Origin of the sequence: Tropicimonas aquimaris, assembly GCF_042676185.1 — a bacterium.
Taxonomy (GTDB): Bacteria; Pseudomonadota; Alphaproteobacteria; order Rhodobacterales; family Rhodobacteraceae; genus Tropicimonas; species Tropicimonas aquimaris.
In genome coordinates this window covers 1-21,063 of sequence record NZ_JBHTJT010000050.1, presented here as the reverse complement: position 1 = coordinate 21,063, position 21,063 = coordinate 1, and the positions used below count along the sequence as shown (strand labels likewise).

Genomic DNA, 21,063 nt, shown 5'->3' with positions numbered 1-21,063 from the left:
ACCCCCGCCGGCGGCCATGGGTGGCTGCCGGCGGGATATGGGTATTTTAGCCAAGAAGAAGACCGAAATGCTGGATGCCGCCCCTGCCGAGAGCTCCGACCTGCTTCTGGAGGTGAACAATATCGAGGTGATCTACAATCACGTGATCCTCGTGCTGAAGGGGGTGTCGCTCAGCGTGCCTCGGGGCGGGGTGACCGCCCTGCTCGGCGGCAATGGCGCGGGCAAGACGACGACGCTGAAGGCGATCTCGAACCTGCTGCATTCGGAGCGCGGCGAGGTGACGAAGGGCTCGATCCGCTATCGTGGCGAGGTGGTGCAGGATCTGGACCCGGCCAAGCTGGTGAAGCGCGGGGTGATCCAGGTGATGGAGGGGCGGCACTGCTTCGAGCACCTGACGGTGGAGGAGAACCTGCTGACCGGCGCCTATACCCGCGGGGACGGCAAGGGGGCGATCGATGCCGACCTCGAGATGGTCTATTCCTACTTCCCCCGGCTGAAGGAGCGGCGCAGGAGCCAGGCGGGTTATACCTCGGGCGGCGAGCAGCAGATGTGCGCGATCGGGCGGGCGCTGATGAGCCGGCCGGAGACGATCCTGCTCGACGAGCCGTCGATGGGGCTGGCGCCGCAGCTGGTGGAGCAGATCTTCGAGATCGTAAAATCGGTCAACGAGGGGGAGGGCGTGAGCTTCCTGCTGGCCGAGCAGAATACGAACGTGGCGCTGCGGTACGCCCATTACGGTTACATCCTGGAATCCGGCCGCGTGGTGATGGACGGGCCGGCGGCGGAGCTGCGCGAGAACCCGGATGTGAAGGAATTCTACCTCGGGGTGGGCGACGAGGGGCGCAAGTCGTTCCGCGACGTGCGCTCCTATCGCCGCCGCAAGCGCTGGCTGAGCTGAGGCGCGGCGCGGGAGCGAGCCGGGGCAATCGCGGCCCGTCGGACCTGTCTCAGGCGAAGGTGGTCCAGTCACGCACCTCGCAGGTCTCCGGGAGGTGGGTTCCGGAGGCGGCCATGGCGTCGTCGTTGACCTGCCCGTCCGCGCCGGTGTCGAGCGTGTCGCCGAGGACATCGAAAGGCGAGCCGGGCGGTGACAGCAAGTCAAGTTCCGGGGGCGCGCGGATCTCGTTGGTCTCCTTCAGTTGCCCTCAGGGAAAAGAGTGCAAGCCTTGCATGTGTCGGAGAATTCCGCGGCATTTTCGCCGGGCGTGGGCGCCGAGGGGCGGATCTTCGGAGCGTTTGGGAGGCCATCGTGGCCTGTGTCGCAACGATTCTGCGGGCTTCCGCAGAGAGGTGCCCTGCACGGGCCGGGGAGCGGGAATACCCATGCAGGGAGTTGCGCCGGGCCCGTGCCGCCGTGATGATGGCGGCGGAGACGCAAGGCCCCGGCCTGCCGATGGCGGCCGCAGCGGGCAGCACGGAGGAAAGTGGTAGATGGCCAGACATTTCGACAAGCTGGAGACGCGGTCGGCGGACAAGCGGGCGGCGGCGCTGGCGGAGGCGCTGCCAAAGCAGATCGCGGCCGCCAAGGCGCTGAGTGGCTACGCGGAGACGCTGGCCGACGTCGATCCGGGCAAGATCGTGGATGTGGCGGCGCTCGCCGCCTTGCCGGTGCTGCGCAAGTCGGAGCTTGGGGCGAAGCAGTCGGCGGTGGTGCCGCTGGGCGGGTTCGCGGCGCGGCCGGCGCATGGGTTCGACAATATCTTCCAGTCGCCCGGGCCGCTCTATGAACCTGGCATGGTCAGCGCGCCGGACTGGTGGCGGCTGGGCCGGTTCCTCCACGCCGCGGGGATCGACAAAGGCGATATCGTGCAGAACTGCTTCGGCTATCACCTGACCCCGGCGGGCGCGATGTTCGAGAGCGGGGCGCGGGCCGTGGGCGCGGCGGTGCTGCCGGCGGGCACCGGGCAGACCGAGCTGCAGGTGCGCGCGGCGGCGGATGTCGGCACCACGGCCTATGCCGGCACGCCCGATTTCCTGAAGGTGATCCTGGAGCGGGCCGACGAGCTGGGCGTGGAGCTCCGGATCGCGCGGGCCGCGGTGTCGGGCGGGGCGCTCTTCCCGTCGCTGCGCCAGTCCTATGCCGACCGGGGGATCACCTGCGTGCAATGCTACGCCACGGCCGATCTCGGCAACGTCGCCTACGAATCGGAGGCGATGGAGGGGATGATCGTGGACGAGGGCGTGATCGTGGAGATCGTCACCCCCGGCACCGGCGATCCGGTGGGACCGGGCGAGGTGGGCGAGATCCTGGTGACCTCGCTCAACCCCGACTACCCGCTGATCCGCTTCGCCACCGGCGACATGAGTGCCTGGCTGCCGGGCGAGAGCCCCTGCGGGCGGACCAATGCGCGGATCAAGGGCTGGATGGGCCGGGCCGACCAGACGACCAAGGTGAAGGGCATGTTCGTGCGGCCGGAGCAGGTGGCGGCGCTGGTGGCGCGGCACAGCCATGTCCACAAGGCGCGGGTGATCGTGACCCGCGAGGACGAGATGGACAAGCTGCACGTGCAGATCGAGGCCGAGGGCGGCGACTGGACCGAATATGCCGAGGACGTGCACGACCTGCTGAAGCTGCGCGGATCGGTCGAGGTTCTGGCGCCGGGGGACCTGCCCAAGGACGGTGTCGTGATCGAGGATCGGCGGACTTACGACTGAAGCCGGGTCTTCCGCGCGCTGCTATTCAATAACCTGCGCCTCATGCTTACAGTTCGATGCAATGGCAGGTTTGCGGAGACAAGAATGAAAAGGCTGATGATGCTGCCCCTGCTCGCCGGGCTGGCTTGTACGGTCGCGCTGCCGGCGGCGGCCGACCGCGCGCTGGTGATCGGCGCGCCTGAGGCGCAGCGGCGCGGGTTGCTGCGAACCCCGGAGATCACCGACACCGCGGAGGCGCTGCGGCGCGCGGGGTTCGAGGTGATCACCGCCGATGCGGGCTCGATTACAGAGATGCGTGCGGCGCTGTCGACCTTCATGCGCGACCTGGCGCAGGAGGAGCGGGTGCTGGTGCACCTCTCGGGCAGCTTCGTCAGTGGCGGCGGGCGAAGCTGGCTGCTGGTGGAGGGGCTGGAGCGGATGCCGGACCTGGCGACGGCGGATGACGTGGGGCTCTCCATCGAGACGGTGCTGCAGATCGCGGCGCGGGTGCAGGGGCGGTCCGTGGTCGCGCTCGGCAATGCGACGGCCGTGGCCGGTCCGGGCGACGGGCTGAGCGCCGGCCCGCAGGTGGAGCCCCCGCAGGGGGTGACGCTGGTGCAGGGCGGCGCGGAACAGGTGGCCGATTTCGTCGCCAACCAGCTGCTGCAGGAGGGGCGGACCCTGCCGGAGGCGATCGCCGCGTCGAGCGGCGTCGCCGGGGCGGGGTTCCTGTCGGAGGCGGTGGAGTTCCTGCCGCTCGGGGCGGAGCGCCCCCCAGCGCCGCCGAATGCGGCCGAGGTGGAGCGGGCGCTCTGGCAGGCGGCGCAGGCGCAGGACAGCATGGCGGCCTACGAGGGCTATCTGCAGCGCTATCCGCAAGGGTTCTTTGCCACCGAGGCGCGCGCCGCGGTGGAGAAGATCCGGAACGAGCCCGACCGGGATGCGCGGCTGATCGAGGAGGCTCTGGAGCTGGACCGGGCCTCGCGCCGGGTCATCCAGGAGAACCTCGCCGTGCTGGGCCACGCGCCTGGCGGGGCGGACGGGGTCTTCGGGCCGGCGAGTCGGGCCGCGATCTCGCGGTTCCAGACGGCGAACGGATTCCCGTCCACGAGCTACCTGAACGAGCGGCAGATCGGCCGGCTGGCATTCCAGGCGGAGCGCCGGCAGGCGGAGATTGAGGCCGAGGAGCGCCGGGCCCAGCTCGAGCGGGAAAAGGCCGACCGGGAGACCTGGGCGGCGCTGAACGAGGGCGCGGACGAGGCCGGGCTTCGGACCTATCTCGACCGTTATCCGGACGGGCTGTTCGCGCCGATCGCGCGGGAGCGCCTGGCGCGGATCGAGGCGGAGGCGCAGGAGGTTGCGGCGCGGCAGGACCGGCAGGACTGGACCGCGGCGCGCAAGGCCGGCACGGTCACCGCCTATCGCGCCTATCTCGAGGCCCATCCGGATGGCGCGCGGGCCGAGACGGCGCGGGAGCGGATAGAGGCTCTTGAGGGCGCCGGCAGCGAGGCGGACAAGGCGGCGCAGGCGGCCGAAGCGGCGCTGCAGATGACACCGACCTCGCGGATGGTGATCGAGCGCCGGCTGGAGCAGCTCGGGCATGATCCGGGGCTGGTCGACGGCACGTTCGACGACGACACCCGTGCGGCGATCCGCCGGTTCCAGCGCAGCCGCGGGCTGCAGCCGACAGGCTATGTCGGCGAGGAGACTGTGGTCGCGATGCTGTCGGATTTCGGGAGCCTGTTCGGGACCGGGCGCTGAGGCGCCCGATCCCAACCGCGCCGGCTCAGGCGGCCAGCGCATCCTCGGCGCTGTGCAGGTCGTAGCCGAGCGCATCGGCCACGGCCTCACAGGTGATCTGCCCGTTCCAGACGTTCAGGCCGTTGCGCAGGTGCTTGTCGCGGCGCAGCGCCTCCTGCCAGCCGAGATCGGCCATGCGCAGGGCATGGGGCAGGGTGACGTTGTTGAGCGCGTAGGTCGAGGTGCGGGCCACCGCGCCGGGCATGTTGGCGACGCAGTAATGCACGATGCCGTCGACCTCGTAGGTCGGCTCGGCATGGGTGGTGGCGCGCGCGGTCTCGAAACAGCCGCCCTGGTCGATGGCGACATCCACCAGAACCGCGCCCTGCTTCATCGTCGCGAGGTCGGCGCGGGTGACGAGCTTGGGCGCGGCGGCGCCGGGGATCAGCACGGCACCGATCACGAGGTCGGCCTCGGCGATCAGCTCGGCCACGCGGGTCCGGGTGGAATAGGCGGTCTTGGCGCGGCTCTCGAAATGAGTGGCGAGACGCTCCAGCACTTCGGGGCTGCGGTCGAGGATCGTCACGTCGGCGCCGAGGCCGACGGCCATTTGCGCGGCGTTGAAGCCGACCACCCCGCCGCCAAGGACCACGACCCGGCCCGGCGCAACGCCCGGCACGCCGCCGAGCAGCACGCCGCGGCCGCCATGGGCCTTTTCCAGCGCCGTGGCGCCGGCCTGGATCGACATCCGCCCCGCGACCTGGCTCATCGGTTTCAGCAGCGGCAGTCCGCCGGAGGGGCTGGTGACGGTCTCGTAGGCGATGGCGGTCGCGCCGGAGGCGAGCAGCGCGCGGGTCTGGTCCGGGTCCGGCGCCAGGTGGAGATAGGTGTAGAGCAGCTGGCCCTTGCGCAGCATGGCGCATTCGGCGGCCTGCGGCTCCTTGACCTTCACGATCATCGCGGCTTCGCCAAAGACCTCGGCGGCACCGGGGGCGATCCGCGCGCCAGCGGCGCGGTAGGCTTCGTCATGTGCGCCGATGCCGAGCCCTGCGCCGGTCTCGACCAGCACGCTATGGCCGTGGGCCACCAGCTCGGCGGTGGATTCCGGCGTAAGCCCGACGCGGTACTCGTGGTTCTTGATCTCCTTGGGGACACCGATCTTCATGGCCCTGTTGCTTCCCTGTTCTGGTTGCGTGTGTCGTTCGATGCAAATGCAACAAGGATACCGGAGGCGGTTCCGCGGGAGTTTCGAATTTTGTGTGCATACTCCGGGCTGTGCGGTAAAATTTCCGACGTTGAGGGGAAATAGGTGAACCACATGCTGGACCGCTTCGATGCACAGATTCTTCGGGAGTTGCAGAGAGAGTCGAACATTCCCGTTGCGGAGCTGGCCGAGCGGATCGGGCTGTCCACATCGGCCTGCCACCGGAGGGTCAAGCTGCTGGAGGCGGGCGGGCTGATCGACGGCTATTCGGCGCGGGTGAATCCCAAGGCGCTGGGGCTCGATCTGCTGGTTTTCGTCGAGATCACTCTGACCTCCCAGAGCCAGGAGGCGATGAACGCCTTCGAACGCGCGGTGATGCTCTATGACGAGATACTCGAATGCGTGCTGACCACCGGGACGGCGGATTACATCCTGCGGATCGTGGCGCGGGACGTCGCCGATTACGACAACATCCACCGCAATTGCCTGGGCCGTTTGCCGGGGGTGTCGGGGATGCAGACCAGCTTCGCGCTGCGCTCGATCAAGGGGTGGCGCGGCTATCCGGTGCCGGGGTGAGGCGCGGGGCCGCGCGATGGGCGGCCCCGGCCGGATGCGGTCTCAGAGGAAGTCGAAATCCGAGCGGGACAGGTCGTCGAGCTGGGTGCCGAGCAGCGTGATCGTGTCTTCGCCGTCGCCGCCCTTGTCGTAGACGACCTTCTTGCCGACCTGATCGGCGTTGTTGACGAACTGCCGGAAGCTTTCGGCCTCGCCATTGCCCTTGCGGAAGCGCAGCGTGTCGGTGCCGATCTCGAAATCCGTCACCGTATCCTCGCCGATGTCGCCCGAGAAGACGAAGATATCCGCGCCGTCACTGCCGGTCATCGTGTCGACGCCGCTGCCGCCGCGCAGCATGTCATTGCCCGTGCCGCCGTTCAGCCGGTCGTTGCCGCTGCCGCCGTTCAGGCCGTCGTTGCCGGCCTGGCCCTTGAGCACGTCGCGCGCCGCGCCGCCGCCGAGGAAGTCGTTGCCGGACCCGCCGACGAGCGTGTCGTTGTTGTCGCCGCCGCGCAGGGTGTCGCGGTTGCGCCCGCCATAGAGCGTGTCGTTGCCGCCGAGACCGATCAGGGTGTCGTTTCCGCCGAGGCCGCGCAGCAGGTCGTCGTCATTGGTGCCGACGAAACGGCCGCTGGGCCCCTTGATGTCGAAGAAGGACATGTGGAGCGTGTCGGTGTCGCCGTCGATCAGCTTTCCGGAGGTGTCGGTGAAGACGACAGCGATTCGGCCGTCTGCCGTTTCGGTGAGCGAGGGGGCCGCCTGTTTGCCGATGTCGTAGGTGCTGACCTGCTTCTTGTCGATCTGCTTGCCATCGGCATCGAGCAGAAACAGGTCCACACCGGTGGTTCCGCCCGTGGCATCGTGCATCACGACCGCGAGGGCGATCATGCCGTTCGACAGGCCGAGCATGTCGATATCGGCGACGTCATAGGCAATGCCAAGCTTGCGGCTGACAATCGTGTTCTGGAACTCGATCTGGCCGAAGTCGGTGAGGATGTCGACATGCACGTCCGAGGTGCCGTCGCCGGTGCGTTCCGCGTAGGCGATGGCAAAGCCGCCGCCGGTGAGCGCGGCCAGTTCCATGTCGCCCTTGCGGGTGTCGGGATCGTTGTAAATCCAGAATTCCAGCGGCGCATAGACGCCCGGAATGCCGGTCGGCGCGCCGAAGTATTCATCGGTGATGGTGATCACGATGTCATAATGGGTGTCGCCGACCAGCGGGTCCCGCGAGGTGAAGGCGCGCACGATGTCGCCGTTCTCCAGCTGCACCATGTCGGGGTTGCCGACGAGATCGAGGCTGTGCCGGTTGGAATCGCTGGTGCCGTCGCCGCTGTCGGTGCCATTGGCGCTCAGCGTGTAGAAGTAGGATTCGGGGGCGCCCGCATTGAAGTCGACGGCGAAACCGATGCGGTTGTTGGAGAGCGCGACCATCTCGAGCAACTGCGGATCGTTGTCGGGATCGTTGCCCGGTTCGTCGATCACCAGGTCGCGGGTCACGACGCGGCCGGACGGCTCGCCGTCCGAGTCGTAGGTCTTCACGAAGACATCGTTGTCGTGATCGTGGTCGCCGTATTCGGCGCGGTGGGTCCATCCGATCGCGAAGCCGCCGTCATCGAGCGCGACGACCTGCGGGCTGTCCTGTGTGAAGGGCTGCCAGTCGTTTACCTGGAAGGCGTCGCCGAGGGGCTTGCCGCTGGAATTGAAGATCCGGGCGAAGATCGCGCCGTCGACGTCGTCGAATTCTTCGGTCGGGCGACCGAGGGTTTCGGTCCAGACCACAAGAAGCCGGCCGTCGGCCAGCGTGGTGATATCGGGGGAGGTGCCGGACGGGGTATACCCTACGGAACCCACGAGAACTTCTGGGTTGGATCGTTTCAACTGCATCTGTGCCTCTGCCTTTTGCGCTATGCCAATTATCTTTTTCCAAAGGCGTAGCAGGGGTGATTCGGCCGGTCAACGGAGAGGCTGCAGCGGGGTGCGGCTGGTGGGATCGGGGTCACGCTTCGGGAATCTGCCGCCGGCCGTCGCGCTCCGGGGCCTAGGGCCGTGACGGTCTGTGACGGGGGCCGTGACGGTCTGTGACGGGGGCCGTGACGGGGGAGCGGGCGCGCAAAAGAAAGAGGCCGCGGAAATTTCCACGGCCTCTGATCTGGTCTTCAAGCTGCGCTGATCAGCCCTGGCGGGCCTTGAAGCGGCGCTGGGTCTTGTTGATGACGTATACGCGGCCCTTGCGGCGCACGATACGGCAATCCCGGTGCCGCGATTTCAGCGAGCGGAGCGAGTTGCGGACCTTCATGGTCTTCCCTTTCCTCTGTCGCAGGCGCTGAGACGGCGCCGTTTGTTTCGCCAGCGAGCCGTTTCCGGCCCGAATTCAATGGTGGGCGGTACTGGGATCGAACCAGTGACCCCTACGATGTCAACGTAGTGCTCTACCGCTGAGCTAACCGCCCGCCTTCGCCGAATCGTGCCCGCCGTGTCCCGCTCCACAAAGGAAAAGAACGCGGGTCGTTTCCGCGTCGGTGGAGGGGCGTATAAAGCGAAGCCCCGGCGGGTTCAAGGGCTTTTGGCAGAGGAAAATTTGTCGCTATATGGTCTGCAAGGAGACAGCATGGCGATACTTCCCTACAGACTGGACCTGCCGAAGGAGCATACCACGGGCGTGGTCTTTGCCTCGCCGCACAGCGGGCGCGATTACAGCTGGGATTTCCTGAGGAAGTCCGTGCTGGACGAGATGTCGATCCGCTCCTCCGAGGATGCCTTCGTCGACCGGCTGTTCAACACCGCCCCGGGCCTCGGTGCGCCGCTGCTGGCGGCGCTGGCGCCGCGGGCCTATGTGGATCTGAACCGCGGGGCCGACGAGCTCGACCCGGCGGTGGTACGCGGCGTGCGGGCGGTGACTCACAACCCGCGGGTGACCTCCGGGCTGGGGGTGATTCCCCGGGTGGTCGCCAACGGTCGGGCGATCTATCGCGGCAAAATAGAACTGGCGGAGGCGCGGGAGCGGATCTCCGAGGTCTGGCGGCCCTACCACGGCCAGCTCCAGCAGCTGCTCGACGAGAGCAAGGCGCAGTTCGGCCGGGCGATCCTGATCGACTGCCATTCGATGCCGCACGAGGCGGTGCTCTCCATGCCCGGCGCCCTTGGACGCCGGCCGCAGGTGGTGCTGGGCGACCGGTTCGGCGCGGCCTGCGCACCGGATGTGATCGATGCGGTGGAAGCGGCCTTTGTCCGGGCCGGCCTGCGGGTGGTGCGCAACGCGCCCTTCGCGGGGGCCTTCATCACCCAGCATTACGGCAAGCCGTCCCGTCGGCAGCACGTGGTCCAGGTAGAGATCGACCGGGCGCTTTACATGGACGAGCGTGCCGTCCGGCCCAGCCAGCATTTCAGCGATTTCCGGGCGATGCTGAAGGGCATCATCGAAGAGATCGTGGAGATCGGACGCGCGGCATCGCTCCCGCTCGCGGCCGAATAGGGCATAGCGCTCCAGTCGATTGTTCTATCCGGTGATCAACGGCTCCCGCCAGCTTACCCGCCCCCGTGCCGGGGCGGAAAAGCTGTTGGGCGTCGCAGGCCTTCGGCCTGCAGGCCGAGACGGCCGCAAAGCCGATTTCCAGCGGGCATCTCCCTCGGGCGAGAGCGCGACCGCCGCGCCGCAAGGCGCGGCCCGGCCCAACCGGGGGAGACGCCGCAAGGCGTCGAGCCCGGGCGGGAGCCCCTGGCCGTTTGCCGATGGCGTGGCGGTCAGCGCAGGGAGCGCCCCTTGAGGATGGCCTCCGCGCCGAAGCGGGCGCGAATTCGGTCGGTGGCGCGTTCGGCGCGGGCGCGGCGCTCGGCGGCGGGGTCGAGCAGATCGCCGGAGAGGTCGGCCTGGGCCTCGGGCACCAGGTCCGACAGGCCGACGCCGATCAGCCGGAACGGCCCCGGCTCCTCGACCTGGTCCAGCAGGCTGCGCGCGGTGCGGTAGATCCGGTCGGCGACCTGGGTGGCGTCCTCCAGCGCGCGGCGCCGCGTGAGCAGGGCGTGGCTCGCCCGTTTCAGCTTGAGCGTCACCACGCGCCCGGCCGATCCCCTGGCCTTGGCCCGGTCCGAGACCTTCTCGGCGAGGCGCCAGATATGACCGTCCAGCAGGTCGCGGTCGGCGGTGTCCTCGAAGAAGGTGGTCTCGCTGGAGATCGACTTGACCGGGGCGTTGCGGGTCACGCGGCGGCGGTCCTCGCCGCGCGCCAGGTGCCAGAGCCGGTCGCCCGAGGCGCCGAACCGGGCATGCAGGTCCTTGCGGTCCCAGCGGAGCAGGTCGCCGAAGGTGCGGATGCCGGCGCGGTCGAGCGAGGACTGGAAGGCCTCGCCCACGCCCCAGATCAGGCGCACGGGCTGGTCGCGCAGGAAATCGGCTGTCTCGGCCTTGCCGATCACCGCGAAGCCGCGGGGCTTGTCGAGGTCGGACGCGACCTTGGCCAGAAACTTGTTGTGGCTGAGCCCGATCGAGCCGGAGAGGCCCAGTTCCTGCTCCATCCGGCGCACCAGCCGGGCCAGCATCACCGCGGGTGGTGCATGGTGAAGCCGCGCGGTGCCGGTGAGGTCGATGAAGGCCTCGTCGAGCGACAGCGGCTCGATGGCCGGGGTCAGCTCCTCCATCATCCCGCGGATTGCACGGGAGGCCGCGGCGTAGGCCTCTCCCCGCGGCTTGATCACCACGGCCTGCGGGCAGAGCTTCAGCGCCTGGAACATCGGCATCGCCGAACGCACGCCGTAGGTGCGGGCGATATAGCAGCAGGTGGAGACCACCCCGCGCTTGCCGCCGCCGACGATCACCGGCTTGTCGGCGAGGCTCGGGTCGTCGCGCTTTTCCACAGAAGCATAGAAGGCGTCGCAATCCATGTGGGCTATGGCGAGGTCGAAGAGTTCGGGATGGGCGATCACGCGCGGCGAGCCGCAGGCCGTGCAGCGGCGGCCGGTCTCGAAACTGTGCAGGCAATCGCGGCAGAGCGCGGGCATGGCGCGGGGCCCTTAGCTGGGAACCTGTGGTGCAGACGGGATAGGGGAGGGGACGGACCGGGCGCAACGGATTTGTTCCGTGGGCGGGCTGGCGCCCCCTGCAGCCAGGCGCCTTGGGTTTGCCTCGTTGGCGGGGCGCGCTAAGTGAAGGCGGGACGGAAGGGAACGGATGGCGGTGATCGAGACGAGACCGGTGGCGCGGGACTGGACCGCCAGCCGCGATGTTCTGGGAGCAAAGATCGCCCTAATCTGCGGCGACCATCTGGTGAGTTACCTCAGGGACGACTTTGCGCATATCCCGAACCCGGGCCAATGGGATCTTCCGGGCGGCGAGAGCGAGCCGGGGGAGACGGCGCTCGACTGCGCGCTGCGCGAGACGCACGAGGAATTCGGCATCCGGGTCCCGGCGGCGTCGGTCGTCCATGCCGACCGGTTCCACAAGTATCAGCCGCAGCGGATCGCGGGCGTCTTCTTCGTCGCCCGCATCCCGCCGGCGCTGGTCGAGGCGATCGTCTTTGGCGAGGAGGGCCAGCGTTGGGAGATGATGGGCGTGCCCCGTTTCATCGCCCATCCGAACGCCGTTCCGGAGTTGTAGGGTGCGCTGTGCCACTGGTGGGAGGCGCTCGGCTGATCGTCGCCGCGCAGCAGCGCCGATGCCGCTCCCGCGCCACATCCGCTCCCGGTTTCCTGCAATCGGACCATTCGCGCCTTTTTGTTTTCACATGCGACCGGCATAGTCCTGCAAGATTTGCTGGCAGACGAAAGCGGTCCCATGCTCGAAGATATTCTTTTCTCCCTTTCTGGCGGCTCGGTGGTGGTGCTGCTTCTTGCGGCCTTCATTCTGCTCTGTGTCTTTCTCGGGGTGCGGATCGTGCCGCAATCCGAGAAATACGTGGTGGAGCGGTTCGGCCGTTTGCGGGCGGTGCTCGGGCCGGGCCTGAACCTGATCGTGCCGTTTCTCGACCGGGTCGCGCACAAGGTGTCGATCCTGGAGCGGCAGCTGCCCAACGCCACCCAGGATGCGATCACCAAGGACAACGTGCTGGTGCAGATCGACACATCGGTGTTCTACCGCATCCTCGAGCCGGAAAAGACGGTCTACCGGATCCGCGACGTGGACGGGGCGATCGCCACGACCGTCGCGGGGATCGTGCGGGCCGAGATCGGCAAGATGGACCTCGACGAGGTGCAGTCGAACCGCTCGCAGCTGATCGATCAGATCAAGACCAGCGTCGAATCCGCGGTGGACGACTGGGGGATCGAGGTGACCCGGGCGGAGATCCTGGACGTCAATCTCGACCAGGCGACGCGGGACGCCATGCTGCAGCAGCTCAACGCCGAGCGGGAGCGCCGCGCCGCGGTGACCCGGGCCGAGGGCCAGAAGCGGGCGATCGAGCTCAACGCGGATGCGGAGCTCTATGCCGCCGAGCAGGTCGCCAAGGCGCGGCGGATCCAGGCGGATGCGGAGGCCTATGCCACCGGCGTGGTAGCGGCGGCGATCCGCGATAACGGGATCGAAGCGGCGCAGTACCAGGTGGCGCTGAAGCAGGTCGAGGCGCTGAACAACCTCGGCAACGGCGAGGGCAAGCAGACCATCGTGCTGCCGGCGAATGCCGCCGAGGCCTTCGGTGACGCGTTCAAGATGTTGCGGGGGCGTGGCTGATGGTCTGGAGCACCTGGTGGGCCTGGGTGATCGCCGGGCTGGTGCTGGCGATCCTCGAGGTGCTGGCGCCGGGATGGATCTTTCTGGGCTTCGCGGTGGGGGCGCTGGCGACCGGGCTGCTGCTCTGGGTCGGCGGGCCGCTCGGGGCGATGATGGCCGGGTCGCTGCCGCTGCTGTTCCTGGTCTTTGCCGTGCTCTCGCTCGTGGCCTGGCTGGCGCTGAAGCGGATATTCGGGCTGTCTGGCGGGTCGGTGAAGACGTTCGACGAGGACATCAACGAGGATTGAGCCTCATTGGGGCAGAGGATCGCGCTGGCGCGCGATTGGCTCCGGCGGGATATTTCCGGACAGAAGACGCCGCGGTCGTGCCCGGCAAGGGGGGGCGTCCGCCACGGGCGCGGGGACGCGCCGCAGGCGCGCCCGGCCCCAAGGGGGCGAGGCGCGGCAGCGTCGAGCCGCGAGGGGAGCCCCCTTTGCCGGCCCGATCAGGCGTTGGCGCGGAGAGCCTGCGGGCTGTTGAGCTCGGCGACGATGGCCTGGGAGGCGGCGCGCGGGTCCTCGGCCTGCCAGACCGGGCGGCCCACCACCACGTGATCGGCGCCGTCCGCAACCGCCTGCGCCGGGGTGGCGACGCGTTTCTGGTCGCCGAGGTCGGCGCCGGCGGGGCGGACGCCCGGCGTCACGATGAGCTTGCCTTCCGCTTCGGGAAGGGCGCGGATCAGGGCGGCTTCCTGCGGCGAGGCGATCACCCCGTCGGCCCCGGCGGAGAGCGCCCGGGCGGCGCGTTCGAGGACGATCTCCGGCAGGTCGCCGGGCCGGATCAGGCTGGCGTCGAGGTCGGCACGGTCGAGCGAGGTGAGGATGGTGACGGCGAGGATCCTGAGCTCGCTCGCCCCCTTGCCTTCCTGCGCGGCGCGCACGACATGGGGGTCACCGTGGACGGTCAGGAAATCGAGGTCGAATTGCGCGAGCCCGCGCACGGCCGCCTCGACGGTCGCGCCGATGTCGAAGAGCTTCATGTCGAGAAAGATGCGCTTGCCGTGTTCGGCCTTGAGTTCGTTGGCCAGTGCCAGCCCGCCGCCGGTCAGCATGCCGAGGCCGATCTTGTAGAAGGAGACGGCGTCGCCGATTTCGGTGGCCAGTTTCAGCCCTGCGAGGGCGTCGGGGACGTCGAGGGCGACGATCAGGCGGTCGTCGGCTGCGGGCTGTGGCATGGCGGTTCTCCGGTTGATCGGGGCCGTCATGGCGCTGCTTTACATGCGGGTCAAGCCTGTGGCGGCGGTGGCCGGGGGACTGTCTGTCCCCGTTGCGGCCCATGCGGCCGCGCTCTCGCCGGGGAAATTTCCGGGCAGGAGAGGGCTGGGGGCACGAAAGTTGCTGTGTGAAAAATGTGACAGTGCGGCTTGAGCCGGGCGGTTTCGCTTCCCATATCGCTGACGAGGCCTGCGACATCGCCGTGCCGCCGGACGGGCGGCGAAATCCTGGCAGGCGCTTTGGAAAAGGAGAGACCGATGAACATGGAGAAGTTCACGGAGCGGTCGCGCGGGTTCCTTCAGGCTGCGCAGACCATCGCGATGCGGGAAGAGCACCAGAGGCTGGTGCCGGAGCATCTGCTGAAGGCCTTGCTGGATGACGAAGAGGGGCTTGCGGCCAACCTGATCAAGCGGTCGGGCGGCGCGCCGGAGCGGGTGCGGGAGGCCGTGGAAGCGCAGCTTGCCAAGCAGCCGAAGGTGTCGGGCGACGGGGCGCAGGTCTATCTGGACCAGAAGATGAGCCGCGTGCTGGACGAGGCCGAGAAGATCGCCACCAAGGCGGGCGACAGTTTCGTGCCGGTGGAGCGCATCCTGACCGCGCTGGCGGTGGTGCGTTCGGGCGCCAAGGAGGCGCTGGAAGCGGGGGCGGTGACCGCGCAGGCGCTGAACGCCGCGATCAATGACGTGCGCAAGGGCCGGACCGCCGACACGGCGAGCGCCGAGGAAGGCTATGACGCGCTCAAGAAATACGCCCGCGACCTGACGGCGGCGGCGCGCGAGGGCAAGATCGACCCGATCATCGGCCGCGACGACGAGATCCGGCGCACCATGCAGGTGCTGAGCCGGCGGACCAAGAACAACCCGGTGCTGATCGGCGAACCCGGCGTCGGCAAGACGGCGATCGCCGAGGGCCTTGCGCTGCGCATCATCAACGGCGACGTGCCGGAGAGCCTGCGCAACAAGACGCTGATGGCGCTCGACATGGGCTCGCTGATTGCCGGCGCGAAGTACCGCGGCGAGTTCGAGGAGCGGCTGAAGGCGGTTCTGGCGGAGATCACCGCCGCGGCGGGCGAGATCATCCTGTTCATCGACGAGATGCACACGCTGGTGGGCGCGGGCAAGGCGGATGGGGCGATGGACGCCTCCAACCTGCTGAAGCCGGCGCTGGCGCGGGGCGAGCTGCACTGCGTGGGCGCGACGACGATCGACGAGTACCGCAAGCACGTCGAGAAGGACGCGGCGTTGGCGCGGCGGTTCCAGCCGATCATGGTCGAGGAGCCGACGGTGGAGGACACGATCTCCATCCTGCGCGGCATCAAGGAGAAGTACGAGCTGCATCACGGGGTCCGGATTTCGGACAGCGCGCTGGTGGCGGCCTCGACGCTCAGCCATCGCTACATCACCGACCGGTTCCTGCCGGACAAGGCGATCGACCTGATGGACGAGGCGGCGAGCCGTCTGCGGATGGCGGTGGATTCGAAGCCGGAAGAGCTCGATGCGCTCGACCGCGAGATTCTGCAGAAGCAGATCGAGGCGGAAGCGCTCAAGAAGGAGGACGACCAGGCCTCGCGGACCCGGCTGGACAAGCTGGAAGAGGAGCTGTCGAACCTTCAGCAGCGCTCGGCCGAGATGACCGCGCGCTGGCAGTCGGAGCGCGACAAGCTCGATTCGGCGCGCAACCTCAAGGAGCAGCTCGACCAGGCGCGGGCGGAGCTGGATATCGCCAAGCGCGAGGGCAACCTGGCCAAGGCCGGGGAGCTGTCCTATGGCGTCATCCCGCAGCTCGAGAAGCAGCTCGCCGAGGCTGAAAACTCCGAGGACGACGTGATGGTCGAGGAGGCCGTGCGGCCCGAGCAGATCGCCGAGGTCGTGGAACGCTGGACCGGAATTCCGACCACGCGGATGCTGGAGGGCGAGCGCGAGAAGCTCTTGCGCATGGAAGAGGAGATCGGCAAGCGCGTGATCGGCCAGCGGCAGGCGGTGACTGCGGTGGCGAATGCGGTCCGCAGGGCGCGTGCCGGGCTCAATGAGGAATCGCGGCCGCTGGGCTCGTTCCTGTTCCTCGGGCCGACCGGTGTCGGCAAGACCGAGCTGACCAAGGCGCTGGCGGAGTTCCTGTTCGACGATGACAGTGCGATGGTGCGTATCGACATGTCGGAGTTCATGGAGAAACACGCGGTGGCCCGCCTGATCGGTGCGCCTCCGGGCTACGTGGGCTATGACGAGGGCGGTGTGCTGACCGAGGCCGTGCGGCGCCGGCCCTACCAGGTGGTGCTGTTCGACGAAGTCGAGAAGGCGCATCCGGACGTGTTCAACGTGCTGCTGCAGGTGCTTGACGACGGTCAGTTGACCGACGGGCAGGGCCGGACGGTGGATTTCAAGCAGACGCTGATCGTGCTGACCTCCAACCTCGGGGCGCAGGCGTTGAGCCAGCTTCCCGATGGGGCGGATGCCTCGGAGGCCAAGCGCGACGTGATGGATGCGGTGAAGGCGCATTTCCGGCCCGAGTTCCTGAACCGGCTGGACGAGACAATCATCTTCGACCGGCTCAGCCGGCGCGACATGGACGGGATCGTCGATATCCAGGTCGGTTTGCTGGAGAAGCGTCTGGCGCGGCGGGGCATCTCGCTGGATCTGGACGAGGCGGCGCGGAAGTGGCTGGCCGACGAGGGCTACGACCCGGTGTTCGGCGCGCGTCCGCTGAAGCGGGTGATCCAGAAGGCGCTGCAGAACGAACTGGCCGAGATGATCCTGGCCGGCGACGTGGCCGAGGGCGATACTGTCACGGTTTCTGCCGGGGCGGAGGGGCTGATCGTGGGCGACCACATCGGCTCGACAAACCGGCAGCCGCCAGAGGATGCCGTGGTTCACTGATCGGGAGCGCGCTGCCGCGCGCTGCCTCCGGCGGGGGTATTGCAGCCAGGAAGACAGGCTGGGCCTTGCTGGTGGGGTCGGAGAGAAAAACGGGGCGCGTCGCTGCTGCGGCGCGCCCCTTTTCGTGAGATGGCGGCAGGGCCGCTCGGACTCAGCCCTCGGGCAGGATCACCTTGTCGACGACGTGGATGACGCCGTTGGAGGCCTCGATGTCGGCCTGCACGACCATGGCGTCGTTAACCTTTACGCCGTCGCGGCCATCGACCATGAGCTCACCGCCGTTCACCGTCTTGGCGGTCACGGTCTGGCCGGCAAGCTCGCTCGACATCACCTTGGCCGGAACGACGTGGTAGGTGAGGATCGAGACCAGCTGGTCCTTGTTCTCCGGCAGCAACAGCGACTCGACCGTGCCTTCGGGCAGCGCGGCGAAGGCTTCGTCGGTCGGCGCGAAGACGGTGAACGGGCCTTCGCCCTTCAGCGTGTCGACCAGGCCGGCGGCGGTCACCGCGGCGACGAGGGTTTCGAAGGAGCCGGCGCCGACGGCGGTGTCGACGATGTCCATGCTGTGGCTGCCGGCAAAGGCCGGGGCGGAAAGCATGGTGGCGGAAGCGAGGGCGAGGAAAGTTCTGCGAATCATTTTGGTCATCTCCGTAGCCAATGTTGTTTCCAGTTGGTTCTGGCACGCCCGTCTGGGACGTTATCAGGGCTACGGTGGGAGACGCCGTCTGGATGTTCGGGAACGGGTAAAAGAACGCCGGGCATGGGCTTGATCCGGAGGTTCTGCGCGCTAAGCCCGGGGCTTTCGCAGAATCAAGTCACCTTTTGATGAATGGACGTGATCTCCGCGAGACTGCCCCGCGCGATGGCGCGGTGGGCCGACGCGGTGACGAGTGCCAACTTTCGCGTGAGATTTCGTTTCGGAGGGGCGCGGGATGCTTTGGAATATCGTACAAGGGGGAAAGCGCAACAGGAGGGCAGAGATGGCCGGACGCTGGAAAAACGATCTCACCTGGTCGCAGGTGACCCCGAAGGTGGCCTGGCTGAACCGTCGCCAGGTGATCGCCGCTGCCGCCGGTCTGGCTGCGGGCGGGATCGCCGGCGTGGCGCGTGCCGGGCTGGCGGCGAAACCGTCGCAATATTCGACCGTCGAAGAGCCGACGAGCTACGAGGCGGTGACGTCCTACAACAACTTCTACGAGTTCGGTACGGGCAAGGAAGATCCGGCGCGCAACGCGCACATGCTGACCACCGACGGCTGGCAGGTGCAGATCGACGGGTTGGTGGACAAGCCCGGTACCTGGACAATGGACGACGTTCTGGCCGGCACGACGTTGGAGGAGCGGATCTATCGCTTTCGTTGTGTCGAGGCCTGGTCGATGGTCGTGCCCTGGGTCGGCTTCGAGCTGGCCGACATGCTGAACCGCGTGGGTGTGCAGCCTTCGGCGAAATACGTGGCCTTCGAGACCGCGCTGAGGCCGGAAGAGATGCCGGGCGTGCGCACCCGCGTGATCGACTGGCCCTATGTGGAGGGGCTGCGGCTTGACGAGGCGATGAACCCGCTGACGATCCTTGCGACGGGACTCTACGACGAGCCGATGCCGAACCAGAACGGCGCGCCGATCCGGCTGGTGGTGCCGTGGAAGTACGGCTTCAAGTCGATCAAGTCGATCGTGCGCATTACCCTGACCGACAGCGAACCCCCGACGAGCTGGAACAAGTCTCAGCCGCGGGAATATGGCTTCTATTCCAACGTGAACCCGGAAGTGAGCCATCCGCGCTGGAGCCAGGCTTCCGAGCGTGAGGTGGGCGGCGGGTTGCTGGCCCGGCGAAAGCCGACGCTGATGTTCAATGGATACGGTCAGGAGGTCGCGTCGCTCTACGACGGGATGGACCTGGCGAAGTACTACTGACGGTGACGCAGACCGTCTCGACATTGACCTGCCCGCGCTGCGGCCATCGCAGCCGGGAGGACATGCCCGGGAATGCCTGCGTCTGGTTTTACGAATGCCCGGCCTGTGCGGCGCTGCTGCGGCCGCGCCCCGGCGATTGCTGCGTCTTCTGTTCCTACGGGGACGTGCCATGCCCGCCGGTTCAGGAAGGACAGGGGTGTTGCACCTGATGGACCCGATCAATTCCGCGCTGCGCCGCGTCCCGGCCTGGGTGCTGTATCCGCTTGGCGCGCTGCCGGTGATCTGGCTGTTCTGGGCCGGCATCCGGGGTGACCTCGGCGTCGATCCGGTGAAGGCGATCGAGCATCGGCTGGGGCTCTGGGGCTTGTGGCTGCTGATCGCGACGCTGGCGATCACGCCCCTGCAGCGCCACGCGGGGCTGCGGCTGGTCCGGTTCCGCCGGGCCATCGGCTTGCTCGGGTTCTATTATATAGCGGCGCACCTGGCCGTCTGGCTGGTGCTGGACGTGCAGATCCCCGCGCAGATCTGGGGCGACATTCTCAAGCGGCCCTACATCACCATCGGCATGGTCGCCTTCGTCTTGATGATCCCGTTGGCGCTGACCTCGAACAACTGGGCGCTGCGCCGGCTCGGCGGAGAGCGGTGGCGGCGGCTGCACCGGCTGACCTACTTGGTGGTGCCGCTCGGCGCGGTGCATTTCGTCATGGTGGTGAAGGGCTGGCAGGTCGAGCCGTTCTACTATCTGGCCGCGATCCTCGGCCTGCTGGCGCTGCGCCTGCGCCCCGGCCGGTTGCTCCGCTCCCGGTCCGCGGCCCGGACCTGAGGGCGGCCCACTGGGTGCTTGCCCGCCACGGGGGAACGTGGAACCGTGGCGCGCGATGACTGACCCGGAGGATCGCCCATGTTCGCCACCGCCTATCTTCACATCGGCACCGGCAAGACCGGAAGCTCGTCGATCCAGGCGACGGCGCATCAGTCCAGGGATCTCCTGCGCGAGTTCGGCTATCACTACCCTTCCGGCATCCGGAACCACTTCCTTCTGGGCCAGTCCTTCGTCGACAACCCCGCGCCGAAGCGGAACCACTGGCGCGACGGGCGGACGTCGGACGAGGTTCGCGCCGAGGCGCTGGAATACCGCGCCCGCATCGAGGCGGAGATGGCGACGGCGGAAACGCCCAACCTGATCCTGTCCAGCGAGAGCTTCGTGACGCAGGACGCACTGTCCTTCGAGCGGTTGGTGGATTTCCTGCTGACCAAGGCGCGGCGCGTCGTCGTGATCTGCTATCTGCGGCACCCCGCGTCGCTGGTCTTCAGTGGCGTGCAGCAGCACATCAAGATGGGAAACATGCAGCTGAAGGACTTCACGCCCGACCGGAACGTCCGGCGCTGGTCCGAGAAGCTGGAGCAATTCGGCCCCGCGCTGGAGAAATGCGAGCTCGTGCTGCGCCCCTTCGATCGCACCCAGCTTCAGGGTGGCGACGTGGTGCGGGATTTCTTCGGCATTCTCGGACTGGAGGACAGCCAAATCGGCCAGCTCAGCCGGACCGACACCAACGAGAGCCTGAGCCACGAGGCGGTGCTGCTGGCGGATGCACTGAACCGGATAGAGCCGGTGCTGATCGAGGGGCGTCCGAATCCGGAACGGGCGCGGGCACCCGGCGCCGTGTTCAGCCGGATCCGTGGGCAGCGGTTCTTCCTGCCACCCGAGACGCGGGAGGCGATCATGGAGATCGCGGGGCCCGAGGCGGACCTGCTCCGCGAGCGGTACGGGCTCGACCTGCCGGCGCCGTCGTTTCCGCCGGAGGCGGATCTCTGGGGGCCGGAGACGGTCGAGGACATCGCCCGGGAACTCAACCGGCTTAAGAGAGAGAACGAGCGGCTGCAGGCGCAGCTCGCCAAGCGGAAGCGGGGCGCGAAGAAGGCGGGGGCTGCCTGACTCGGCCCGTTCAGGCCGGATTCGGACGACTCGCGAAGGCGACTCGGCGGATGTTCCGGCGGATTCTGTGGGCGAGTCTGTGGAGAAGTCCGAAATCGCCCGAAAATCGCCCCGCCGCACCCGATCCAGATGGGCGTCCGCAGGCTTTTCTGACGGGGTGGGTGAAAAAATGGGTGCCCAAGTTATTGTTTTTAATGGATATTCAAAAAGAGATGCAAAAACTGTCATCTTCATGTAAAAAACCCCTTGCGGCCTGCGGGTAGTATCCGTAGAACCCCCTTCACCGGCGGCGCTGAGGCG

General features: G+C 67.7%; 20 protein-coding genes and 1 tRNA gene. 13 read left to right on the top strand and 8 right to left on the bottom strand.

Annotated features, from left to right (window positions below; genetic code table 11):
* Nucleotides 1–67 precede the first annotated feature (67 nt).
* On the top strand, nucleotides 68–898 hold the full coding sequence (locus tag ACFQ2S_RS20485; protein WP_386077381.1) for an ABC transporter ATP-binding protein: 831 nt from the start codon (nucleotides 68–70) through the stop codon (nucleotides 896–898).
* Nucleotides 899–947: 49 nt separating this feature from the next.
* Here the strand turns inward: ACFQ2S_RS20485 and ACFQ2S_RS20480 are convergent, their stop codons facing one another.
* Entirely contained in the window at nucleotides 948–1,097 is a 150-nt protein-coding gene (locus tag ACFQ2S_RS20480; RefSeq protein WP_386077379.1) for a hypothetical protein, read from the bottom strand.
* Nucleotides 1,098–1,431: 334 nt separating this feature from the next.
* Between ACFQ2S_RS20480 and ACFQ2S_RS20475 the strand changes: the two genes are divergently transcribed.
* Both ACFQ2S_RS20475 and ACFQ2S_RS20470 read left to right on the top strand, forming a co-directional pair.
* Entirely contained in the window at nucleotides 1,432–2,655 is a 1,224-nt protein-coding gene (locus ACFQ2S_RS20475) for a phenylacetate--CoA ligase family protein (RefSeq protein WP_386077378.1), read from the top strand.
* Nucleotides 2,656–2,739: 84 nt separating this feature from the next.
* Complete coding sequence (locus ACFQ2S_RS20470) at nucleotides 2,740–4,395, top strand: peptidoglycan-binding protein (RefSeq protein ID WP_386077376.1); 1,656 nt, start codon at nucleotides 2,740–2,742, stop codon at nucleotides 4,393–4,395.
* 25 nt (nucleotides 4,396–4,420) lie between these two features.
* Here ACFQ2S_RS20470 and ald read toward each other — a convergent pair whose 3' ends face one another.
* On the bottom strand, nucleotides 4,421–5,539 hold the full coding sequence (gene ald / locus ACFQ2S_RS20465) for an alanine dehydrogenase (protein WP_386077375.1): 1,119 nt from the start codon (nucleotides 5,537–5,539) through the stop codon (nucleotides 4,421–4,423).
* Nucleotides 5,540–5,692: 153 nt separating this feature from the next.
* On the opposite strand from ald, the gene ACFQ2S_RS20460 reads away from it, so the two are divergent.
* Nucleotides 5,693–6,154 (top strand): Lrp/AsnC family transcriptional regulator, encoded by a 462-nt coding sequence (locus ACFQ2S_RS20460; protein WP_217898320.1) that lies wholly within the window; start codon nucleotides 5,693–5,695, stop codon nucleotides 6,152–6,154.
* A 42-nt stretch (nucleotides 6,155–6,196) separates the two neighbouring features.
* On the opposite strand, the gene ACFQ2S_RS20455 is transcribed toward ACFQ2S_RS20460, so the two are convergent.
* From ACFQ2S_RS20455 to ACFQ2S_RS20445, 3 genes are all read right to left on the bottom strand, one after another.
* Complete coding sequence (locus ACFQ2S_RS20455; protein ID WP_386077374.1) at nucleotides 6,197–8,017, bottom strand: calcium-binding protein; 1,821 nt, start codon at nucleotides 8,015–8,017, stop codon at nucleotides 6,197–6,199.
* Between the two features lie 286 nt (nucleotides 8,018–8,303).
* Nucleotides 8,304–8,429 carry a type B 50S ribosomal protein L36 gene (gene ykgO, locus ACFQ2S_RS20450; protein WP_089233906.1) on the bottom strand — a complete coding sequence of 42 codons (126 nt, stop codon included), beginning with the start codon at nucleotides 8,427–8,429 and terminating at the stop codon, nucleotides 8,304–8,306.
* 79 nt (nucleotides 8,430–8,508) lie between these two features.
* Nucleotides 8,509–8,583, bottom strand: a tRNA-Val gene (locus tag ACFQ2S_RS20445).
* A gap of 158 nt (nucleotides 8,584–8,741) precedes the next feature.
* Between ACFQ2S_RS20445 and ACFQ2S_RS20440 the strand changes: the two genes are divergently transcribed.
* The gene (locus tag ACFQ2S_RS20440) at nucleotides 8,742–9,605 is read left to right on the top strand and encodes an N-formylglutamate amidohydrolase (RefSeq protein WP_386077373.1); all 864 of its coding nucleotides are present in this window, start codon (nucleotides 8,742–8,744) and stop codon (nucleotides 9,603–9,605) included.
* Between the two features lie 269 nt (nucleotides 9,606–9,874).
* Here ACFQ2S_RS20440 and ACFQ2S_RS20435 read toward each other — a convergent pair whose 3' ends face one another.
* The gene (locus ACFQ2S_RS20435; RefSeq protein ID WP_386077372.1) at nucleotides 9,875–11,128 is read right to left on the bottom strand and encodes a DNA polymerase IV; all 1,254 of its coding nucleotides are present in this window, start codon (nucleotides 11,126–11,128) and stop codon (nucleotides 9,875–9,877) included.
* Between the two features lie 169 nt (nucleotides 11,129–11,297).
* Between ACFQ2S_RS20435 and ACFQ2S_RS20430 the strand changes: the two genes are divergently transcribed.
* The 3 genes from ACFQ2S_RS20430 (at nucleotide 11,298) to ACFQ2S_RS20420 (ending at nucleotide 13,078) form a co-directional block, all read left to right on the top strand.
* The gene (locus ACFQ2S_RS20430; RefSeq protein ID WP_386077371.1) at nucleotides 11,298–11,723 is read left to right on the top strand and encodes an NUDIX domain-containing protein; all 426 of its coding nucleotides are present in this window, start codon (nucleotides 11,298–11,300) and stop codon (nucleotides 11,721–11,723) included.
* 177 nt (nucleotides 11,724–11,900) lie between these two features.
* Entirely contained in the window at nucleotides 11,901–12,791 is an 891-nt protein-coding gene (locus tag ACFQ2S_RS20425) for an SPFH domain-containing protein (protein WP_386077369.1), read from the top strand.
* Nucleotides 12,791–13,078 (top strand): NfeD family protein, encoded by a 288-nt coding sequence (locus ACFQ2S_RS20420; RefSeq protein ID WP_089233911.1) that lies wholly within the window; start codon nucleotides 12,791–12,793, stop codon nucleotides 13,076–13,078. Before ACFQ2S_RS20425 ends, ACFQ2S_RS20420 begins: the two co-directional genes overlap by 1 nt.
* A 197-nt stretch (nucleotides 13,079–13,275) precedes the next feature.
* On the opposite strand, the gene pyrF is transcribed toward ACFQ2S_RS20420, so the two are convergent.
* The gene (gene pyrF, locus ACFQ2S_RS20415; RefSeq protein WP_386077367.1) at nucleotides 13,276–14,004 is read right to left on the bottom strand and encodes an orotidine-5'-phosphate decarboxylase; all 729 of its coding nucleotides are present in this window, start codon (nucleotides 14,002–14,004) and stop codon (nucleotides 13,276–13,278) included.
* A 297-nt stretch (nucleotides 14,005–14,301) separates the two neighbouring features.
* Between pyrF and clpB the strand changes: the two genes are divergently transcribed.
* Nucleotides 14,302–16,917 (top strand): ATP-dependent chaperone ClpB, encoded by a 2,616-nt coding sequence (clpB, locus tag ACFQ2S_RS20410; RefSeq protein WP_386077365.1) that lies wholly within the window; start codon nucleotides 14,302–14,304, stop codon nucleotides 16,915–16,917.
* Nucleotides 16,918–17,068: 151 nt separating this feature from the next.
* On the opposite strand, the gene ACFQ2S_RS20405 is transcribed toward clpB, so the two are convergent.
* Nucleotides 17,069–17,554, bottom strand: coding sequence for a fasciclin domain-containing protein (locus ACFQ2S_RS20405; RefSeq protein WP_386077363.1), 486 nt, complete (start codon nucleotides 17,552–17,554; stop codon nucleotides 17,069–17,071).
* 343 nt (nucleotides 17,555–17,897) lie between these two features.
* Between ACFQ2S_RS20405 and msrP the strand changes: the two genes are divergently transcribed.
* The 4 genes from msrP (at nucleotide 17,898) to ACFQ2S_RS20385 (ending at nucleotide 20,763) form a co-directional block, all read left to right on the top strand.
* The gene (msrP, locus tag ACFQ2S_RS20400) at nucleotides 17,898–18,827 is read left to right on the top strand and encodes a protein-methionine-sulfoxide reductase catalytic subunit MsrP (RefSeq protein ID WP_386077361.1); all 930 of its coding nucleotides are present in this window, start codon (nucleotides 17,898–17,900) and stop codon (nucleotides 18,825–18,827) included.
* A gap of 2 nt (nucleotides 18,828–18,829) precedes the next feature.
* Nucleotides 18,830–19,036: a GDCCVxC domain-containing (seleno)protein gene (locus tag ACFQ2S_RS20395; protein ID WP_281251220.1), complete on the top strand. Its 207-nt coding sequence runs from the start codon at nucleotides 18,830–18,832 to the stop codon at nucleotides 19,034–19,036.
* Nucleotides 19,036–19,650: a protein-methionine-sulfoxide reductase heme-binding subunit MsrQ gene (gene msrQ, locus ACFQ2S_RS20390; RefSeq protein ID WP_386077622.1), complete on the top strand. Its 615-nt coding sequence runs from the start codon at nucleotides 19,036–19,038 to the stop codon at nucleotides 19,648–19,650. The genes ACFQ2S_RS20395 and msrQ overlap by 1 nt, the downstream gene beginning before the upstream one ends.
* A gap of 78 nt (nucleotides 19,651–19,728) precedes the next feature.
* Nucleotides 19,729–20,763, top strand: a complete 1,035-nt coding sequence (locus ACFQ2S_RS20385) for a hypothetical protein (RefSeq protein ID WP_386077360.1) — start codon at nucleotides 19,729–19,731, stop codon at nucleotides 20,761–20,763.
* The last annotated feature ends 300 nt before the right edge of the window (nucleotides 20,764–21,063 follow it).

Excerpts from the sequence above, each read along its gene's own strand:
- ACFQ2S_RS20485 (WP_386077381.1), top strand. The coding sequence starts at position 68 with ATGCTGGATGCCGCCCCTGCCGAGAGCTCCGACCTGCTTCTGGAGGTG.
- ACFQ2S_RS20475 (WP_386077378.1), top strand. The coding sequence starts at position 1,432 with ATGGCCAGACATTTCGACAAGCTGGAGACGCGGTCGGCGGACAAGCGG.
- ACFQ2S_RS20470 (WP_386077376.1), top strand. The coding sequence starts at position 2,740 with ATGAAAAGGCTGATGATGCTGCCCCTGCTCGCCGGGCTGGCTTGTACG.
- ald (WP_386077375.1), bottom strand. The coding sequence starts at position 5,539 with ATGAAGATCGGTGTCCCCAAGGAGATCAAGAACCACGAGTACCGCGTC.
- ACFQ2S_RS20460 (WP_217898320.1), top strand. The coding sequence starts at position 5,693 with ATGCTGGACCGCTTCGATGCACAGATTCTTCGGGAGTTGCAGAGAGAG.
- ACFQ2S_RS20455 (WP_386077374.1), bottom strand. The coding sequence starts at position 8,017 with ATGCAGTTGAAACGATCCAACCCAGAAGTTCTCGTGGGTTCCGTAGGG.
- ykgO (WP_089233906.1), bottom strand. The coding sequence starts at position 8,429 with ATGAAGGTCCGCAACTCGCTCCGCTCGCTGAAATCGCGGCACCGGGAT.
- ACFQ2S_RS20440 (WP_386077373.1), top strand. The coding sequence starts at position 8,742 with ATGGCGATACTTCCCTACAGACTGGACCTGCCGAAGGAGCATACCACG.
- ACFQ2S_RS20435 (WP_386077372.1), bottom strand. The coding sequence starts at position 11,128 with ATGCCCGCGCTCTGCCGCGATTGCCTGCACAGTTTCGAGACCGGCCGC.
- ACFQ2S_RS20430 (WP_386077371.1), top strand. The coding sequence starts at position 11,298 with ATGGCGGTGATCGAGACGAGACCGGTGGCGCGGGACTGGACCGCCAGC.
- ACFQ2S_RS20425 (WP_386077369.1), top strand. The coding sequence starts at position 11,901 with ATGCTCGAAGATATTCTTTTCTCCCTTTCTGGCGGCTCGGTGGTGGTG.
- ACFQ2S_RS20420 (WP_089233911.1), top strand. The coding sequence starts at position 12,791 with ATGGTCTGGAGCACCTGGTGGGCCTGGGTGATCGCCGGGCTGGTGCTG.
- pyrF (WP_386077367.1), bottom strand. The coding sequence starts at position 14,004 with ATGCCACAGCCCGCAGCCGACGACCGCCTGATCGTCGCCCTCGACGTC.
- clpB (WP_386077365.1), top strand. The coding sequence starts at position 14,302 with ATGAACATGGAGAAGTTCACGGAGCGGTCGCGCGGGTTCCTTCAGGCT.
- ACFQ2S_RS20405 (WP_386077363.1), bottom strand. The coding sequence starts at position 17,554 with ATGATTCGCAGAACTTTCCTCGCCCTCGCTTCCGCCACCATGCTTTCC.
- msrP (WP_386077361.1), top strand. The coding sequence starts at position 17,898 with ATGGCCGGACGCTGGAAAAACGATCTCACCTGGTCGCAGGTGACCCCG.
- msrQ (WP_386077622.1), top strand. The coding sequence starts at position 19,036 with ATGGACCCGATCAATTCCGCGCTGCGCCGCGTCCCGGCCTGGGTGCTG.
- ACFQ2S_RS20385 (WP_386077360.1), top strand. The coding sequence starts at position 19,729 with ATGTTCGCCACCGCCTATCTTCACATCGGCACCGGCAAGACCGGAAGC.